Source organism: uncultured Traorella sp. (assembly GCF_944327115.1).
Taxonomy (GTDB): domain Bacteria; phylum Bacillota_I; class Bacilli_A; order Erysipelotrichales; family Erysipelotrichaceae; genus Traorella.
Map to the genome: position 1 here is coordinate 21,261 of NZ_CALVGS010000066.1, position 6,246 is coordinate 27,506.

Genomic DNA, 6,246 nt, shown 5'->3' on the forward strand with positions numbered 1-6,246 from the left:
CAATCTTTTCAACAGCCTTGAGATATGTTTCTGCTTCACTGTCATAAAATTCCTTTACATGTACCTTATATGGGAATTTTTATGTATTCATTGTATCTTTTTATCACAAAAATATCAATATAATCAAAATGTCCAAGACTTTATTTATCCTATCTGGGCGTATGCCTACGAAATATTATTTCTGAAGAATAGGCTGATATAGGAGGTATTTATGCCAACAGGTACACTACAGATTTTTACCAGTCTTGCGGATGAGGCATTAGCACTGAGTAATGTGATCGTTCGTGTCTTTAAAGAAGAAGATGGAATCATCATCTTTGAACAGTATTATATCACAGATATAGAGGGACAAAGTCCAATCATTACCCTTGAAACCAAAAACAAAGATCTATCGCTTGAGGAAAGTAATTCACAGCGTCCTTATGAAATTTACAGCGTTGAGCTGATCCTTCAGGGATATCTGAGTGAATTGATTCAGGGAGTACAGATATTTGCTGATGAAGCCAGTGTCATCAATATGAATATGGTTCCTGATATATTGGTCAATTATGATACAGAAGTAGAAACGATTCCCGACCATCACTTGCTGACCAATTATGGCGGTAATAATGTTTCACAGTCACCGACCCGTATTTTAGGCGGTAATGATGAGCAGGATTATAAGATGGATGAAGAGAATTATCTTACGACGCCGGAGCGGATCATGTTCGTTCAGAAAGGTGTGGTCATTCCCCGTCAGATTCGTGTCCATCTTGGAAGACCTACCGCAAAGGCTGAAGATATTACGGTTGATTTTATTTATTACATTAAAAATGTCTGTTCATCGGAGATTTATCCTACATGGCCGAAAGAGGCTTTATTGGCCAATATCCACGCTCAGGTATCACTTGCCTTGAATCGTGTTTATACAGAATGGTATCGCTCAAAGGGATATGATTTTGATATTACGAATAATACGGCTTTTGATCAGGCATTTGTGAAAAACCGTAATATTTTTGATAGTATTTCTGTCCTGGTTGATGATGTATTCAACCAGTTCCTAAGAAAAAGAAACTTTGCGGAACCCTTTTATGCAGAGTATTGTGATGGCAAGATTGCCCAGTGTCCGGGCATGAAACAGTGGGGAACCTTGACCTTGGCCAATGATGGCTTGAATGCCATTCAGATCCTGCAGTTTTATTATGGCGATGATGTACGTCTGGTATCTTCGGATCGTATTGAAGATGTCAAAGGTTCTTATCCGGGAACACCATTGAGATTAGGCTCACAGGGAGCAGATGTTTATCTCATCCAGCAGCAGCTTAATGCCATAGCTGTCAATTATCCGCTGATCACTCCGATTTATCCGGTGGATGGTATTTTTGGACCAATGACCGAAAATGCCGTGCGTGTTTTTCAAAAGCAGTTTAATCTGACACAAGATGGTATCGTTGGAAAGAGCACATGGTATAAGATTAATTATATTTATATCGCTGTCAGAAAATTAGCAGAATTGGGAAGCATCGGGCGCATTGAAAATGAACGCAGCGGTGAATGGCCGCAGGTCGTTTTAAAATATGGTGACCGTGATCTTTATGTTCAACAGATTCAGTTTTATCTTAGTACGATTGCCGCTTATAATAACGCTATATCGCCGATTTCTAACATTGACAGCTTTTTTGGTAATCAGACGCTCAATGCTGTCCGTTCCTTTCAGAAATTTTATGGGTTAAAGGTAGATGGTATCGTGGGTGAAGCTACATGGAACCGTATCTTTTCAATTTATTCGGATATGGTCAATGCAACTAATCCGCCAAATCAGGCACCTGTATATCCCGGAATTGCCATTTCTTTAGGAGCCAGCGGTCAGGATGTCTTAGATATTCAAGAGGCCTTGAATACGGTAGGAATGGAATATCCGTCTATTCCGATCTTAGTCGAAGACGGCATTTTTGGCAGTAAGACAAGACAAGCAGTTGTTCGCTTTCAGGAGCTTTTTGGACTTGATGCTGACGGCATCGTAGGGCCTGCTACTTGGAATGCCTTATTTGAAGCTCAGAATAAGATTCTTAATGGTGATGCCTCCTCCCCATCATTCCCGCCATATCCGGGAACACCTTTACGATTAAACTCAAGAGGTGATGATGTGGCCTTGATTCAAAACCGCCTTAATTTCATTTCTATCTATTATCAGAATATTCCAAGCGTTACTGCTGACGGCATCTTTGGGGTGCGTACCCAGCAAAGCGTAATGGCCTTTCAAAGGATGCTGGGACTTGATCCGGATGGCATCGTCGGGCCGCAGACATGGAACAGGATCAATGAAGTATTCAGTGAATTAAACGGTTAAAAAAAAGAATGGCCAACTGCCATTCTTTACATATCATTTGGATATCTTGTCTTTAAGAAAGTGGAAAAGTACATATTCCGCATATGTATCCATCCCGCAATATTCAAATAAAGCCTCTTTCACTTCCTGTGCATGGGTTGCCTCTAATTCCTGATATTTTTTTACCGCTAAAAGTCCCTGATTGATTTCCAGCTGATCATAGCTCAGATCAGAAAATAAAGATAAAAGCTTTTTCAGATTATATTCACCGGCCATTCGAGTATCATAAATCAGACCACTTGAAAAAGGCAAAGCCAGATCCACCATTCGCTCCCAAACAGCACGCAGCTGCTGTTCATATTGAGGAAACTGTTTTGCCAGCTGTTGAAGGCGTAAGGCCTCTGCACCTTGTGCATTGAACACCAGGATCGTTCCCTCTTTGGGAATCTTAGAGAGCAGATCTTCAATAAAAACGATACGGCAATCCCCATCACCGATAAACTGTTCATGGCGAAGCTCTTGTCCTTTTTCTTCGACATGCATCGAATACTGAAATACCAAAACGTCGTAAGGCTTCATGCCTTTATATGGCGGATAAGCAAAGGTCTGCCACTCAAAATCAAGATATGTGATCGGATAAGCAATCTTCTCGACCCAGGCTTTTAATGCCATCCGATCTATAAATAAACCTCTTTTTTTAGCGGCCATGACCTGAGCATACTGAATTCTGGTAGCCTCGATCTCATCACCGCAGACCATGGCCATATCCGTAATTCCGAATTCTTCACATTCATATTTTTTTGAAGATTGTACAAGATTTAAGATAGAGGTATCATGCTGGTTATTCGGAAAGCATTCTTTGAAAAATTCGCATTTATAATGTGAGGTACAAACAGAGCTGCGTTTTTTCTGAACCTGACTCATATCCGGAAGTGCCTCGATCGCATCTAGGATCTTATCCAGATCACGCCGGTGCTGTTCAATAAGTTCACTGGCTTTCCCGCACTTTTTATTTTTGTCATTATAAAATTCATCACTGATCGTTAAGCATTCAAACACATTGAAGGTATCCTCTCTCACATATTGGGCATTGATATGAATCAGATAGACCTCATCGACAAACATTTTATTTTTAGCCATCACTTCGATCAGATCACTTGCCTTCTGTGCTTCAGAAAGCTTAGGATAACATTGTGAATAAACGAGATATAATATATTTCTATGATCTTTTCTTACAAGACATGGTATTTTTACACGCAAATTACGATAGGCAATACGCGCTTCCAATAAAGTCTGATGCTTTTCGTATGCTTCAAGGGCCAGTGCAGGATCATCATTTCTCTTTCCTCTGAAAATATTATCTAATCCCAAATACTCTGCGACCAATTGGTAAATATCGTACTGAGCCGTTACAAACGGAAAAAAAGGTAAGCTGTTTTGTTTCGAATACCAAAAATATTTATCACACCTTGTAAACTTTCTTAAATCCGATTCATGAAGCATATAATCACCTCTTCATATTATACATGAGTTTTCTTTTACTACAAATAGTTTTGTGCCATTTTCCTAATTTCTTCCTGCATTTCCGCCCTTAATCCAACAGGTGACAGGATCACACAGCTGCTTCCCAAAGAGCAGAGAAACTGCATCGCATTCAGCTTCCCTTCAAAAAGTGTTTTCACATGTAAGATCCGGTCGGCATCAAAGCTCATCATTGGGTTCACGCCCATTTCAGCTTCTGCATATAAAACCGCATTTTCCCCATGAATCAAAAATTCTACTTCTATCGGCTCATCTTTCATCAAACCACTTTTTCCGAGATACGCATTCACATCAAAATCAAGATCACGGGTAAAATGCTTCTTCAAAATCTTCATTTCTTTCATACGGATATTTGAAAACTTATAGGTCCGAAAATCATGTTTTTGCGGGCAATAGCCAAGACAATAATAAGAGCCGTGAATATTTAATACCTCATAAGGACATAGTTCTACTTTTTTATATGTATCTGCACGTAATGAACGGTAGTCAAAGCTAATGGCACAGCTTTCTTTTTTTGCCTGCTCACACAGTCGGATCATTTTCTGAATATTTTTTTCCAAGGCATGATTTCTACCGCGGTAGACTACCTCGCTTTGGTTATGAGAAAATACAAGTGATGACTTGATTTTTTCAAAAGCCTGACGATACCTATCCATCGACAAAAAATCCTGATGATTCTTTAAAAAGGAATAAGCATCATTCATGGCCTGCTTTTCATCTTCGCTTAACCGTATCATCGGCAAAGAAGCCTTATCCAATAACCGATAACCGCCATATCTTCCCTTTGTTGTTTCGATCATATAACCGGCAACTTCCAGTTCCTTTTTAAATTCCGCAATATTTCTGGGATTTGTTTCCAGCCTTTCCGCTAATTCTTTTTTTGTAACAAAATCATGGGCATTTAGGATCTGAAGCATTTTGATGCATAGTGCAGTACGATTCATGATTTCCTCCTTTATATCAACATTATTTATGTTAATTAAAGCATAAGTTATTTGGAAATTCAATCTGACATGACTTTTATTGATACAATCTCATCTTTTTACAAAAAAAGGATTGCTATTTCTTTCAGTTTCAACCATAATAGTAATCATGGACATGATCACTGCAATTAATTATTTTCTATATCTGATGATTTACAGCTTTCTGGGATGGGTCTGTGAATCTGCCTATATTTCATTCGGAAGAAAAAAATTTGTCAATTCCGGTTTCATGCATGGACCCTTCTGCCCCATTTATGGATTTGGGGCTATCTTCGTGATCCTGATGCTCTCCTGGCTGGACAATTATCCGTTGCTGGTATTTATATTGGGTATCATCATTACCTCGCTTATTGAATATTTCACCTCATGGCTGTTAGAAATGCTCTTCCATATCATGTGGTGGGATTACTCACAGCGTAAGTTTAATATCAATGGACGTGTCTGTTTACGCAATTCATTTTTGTTTGGATGTATGTCCATCTTTGTGATCTATTTCCTGCATCCTTCAGTAAGTTCTTTTGTAGGAAGTATTTCGATATCACTGCGTCAGCTTATTGCTATCGTATTATTTCTTTATTTAGTCACGGATATCATCTTATCAACACTCCAGCTGATTTCCTTCAAACAGCAATTATCTGTATTTGAAGCTAAATTAGAGGAGATCAAAGGGTTATTGTCTTCTCAGATTCCTGAATTTAACTTTAATGTGAAGGAAAAAATAGAAAGCTTTATGGAAAACACCCCTGAGTTTGACGATCTGAAAAAGCAGCTTTACCAGCATTATCGATCCTTGCGTGAAAGTACGAGGCAAGCACGTTTGCGAAACAGCTTCCCTCATTTAAAGCTCTCTAATAAAAAGCAGCTTCGCGATCTGGGTGAATATTTCAGAAAACAATATGAGAATTTTTCTCAAAAATAAAAAGTGCCGCATGTGTTGCAGGCACCTTTTTTATTTCATGAATGACAAAAGTTCCATCAGTTCATCATTCATCTGATGATCAAGATAATACTTTACTAAAGCTTGTTTGGTGTCTTTGTTCATATACATATAAAAATCACTCAGGTCATCATCTCTTTCTTCACGGATGTAACTCTCTGTCATCTCTGCGATCATTTTCTCATCTAAATAATGAGCATAGTCCCTCAGCTCTTCAGGTCCCATCTTTTCTAAGGCCCACATTAACAGTTCCCTTTTCTGTGTCCTGTTTAAGAATGGTAAAATCTCTTCGATATTTACCGGATCCTTTTGCTGTGTGATCCAGGATACGATCCGATCTTTCTGTGGTGAATTTAAAAATGGCAGATAGTCTTCGATATTCACATCATCCAGATCCCCTTCTATCAGGTAGTCAACGATCCGATCCTTTCCTTCATGATTGATAAACGGCATGAAGTCTTCGATTCTTTCAGCTG

Annotated in this window: 5 protein-coding genes; 2 read left to right on the forward strand and 3 right to left on the reverse strand. The window is 38.9% G+C overall.

The window, feature by feature from the left end:
- The first annotated feature begins 211 nt into the window (after positions 1 to 211).
- Complete coding sequence (locus Q0K35_RS06445; protein ID WP_294561842.1) at positions 212 to 2,329, forward strand: peptidoglycan-binding protein; 2,118 nt, start codon at positions 212 to 214, stop codon at positions 2,327 to 2,329.
- A gap of 33 nt (positions 2,330 to 2,362) precedes the next feature.
- Here the strand turns inward: Q0K35_RS06445 and Q0K35_RS06450 are convergent, their stop codons facing one another.
- Both Q0K35_RS06450 and Q0K35_RS06455 read right to left on the reverse strand, forming a co-directional pair.
- The gene (locus Q0K35_RS06450) at positions 2,363 to 3,811 is read right to left on the reverse strand and encodes a DUF2779 domain-containing protein (RefSeq protein ID WP_294561843.1); all 1,449 of its coding nucleotides are present in this window, start codon (positions 3,809 to 3,811) and stop codon (positions 2,363 to 2,365) included.
- A 38-nt stretch (positions 3,812 to 3,849) separates the two neighbouring features.
- The gene (locus tag Q0K35_RS06455; protein ID WP_294561844.1) at positions 3,850 to 4,794 is read right to left on the reverse strand and encodes a WYL domain-containing protein; all 945 of its coding nucleotides are present in this window, start codon (positions 4,792 to 4,794) and stop codon (positions 3,850 to 3,852) included.
- 154 nt (positions 4,795 to 4,948) lie between these two features.
- Here Q0K35_RS06455 and Q0K35_RS06460 point away from each other — a divergent pair, with 154 nt between their 5' ends.
- On the forward strand, positions 4,949 to 5,752 hold the full coding sequence (locus tag Q0K35_RS06460) for a putative ABC transporter permease (protein WP_294561845.1): 804 nt from the start codon (positions 4,949 to 4,951) through the stop codon (positions 5,750 to 5,752).
- Between the two features lie 30 nt (positions 5,753 to 5,782).
- Here Q0K35_RS06460 and Q0K35_RS06465 read toward each other — a convergent pair.
- A partial coding sequence (locus Q0K35_RS06465) for a hypothetical protein (protein WP_294561846.1) occupies positions 5,783 to 6,246 on the reverse strand: 464 nt, incomplete at its 5' end.

Coding starts and splice junctions, on each gene's coding strand:
- Q0K35_RS06445 (WP_294561842.1), top strand. CDS start 212: ATGCCAACAGGTACACTACAGATTTTTACCAGTCTTGCGGATGAGGCA.
- Q0K35_RS06450 (WP_294561843.1), bottom strand. CDS start 3,811: ATGCTTCATGAATCGGATTTAAGAAAGTTTACAAGGTGTGATAAATAT.
- Q0K35_RS06455 (WP_294561844.1), bottom strand. CDS start 4,794: ATGAATCGTACTGCACTATGCATCAAAATGCTTCAGATCCTAAATGCC.
- Q0K35_RS06460 (WP_294561845.1), top strand. CDS start 4,949: ATGATCACTGCAATTAATTATTTTCTATATCTGATGATTTACAGCTTT.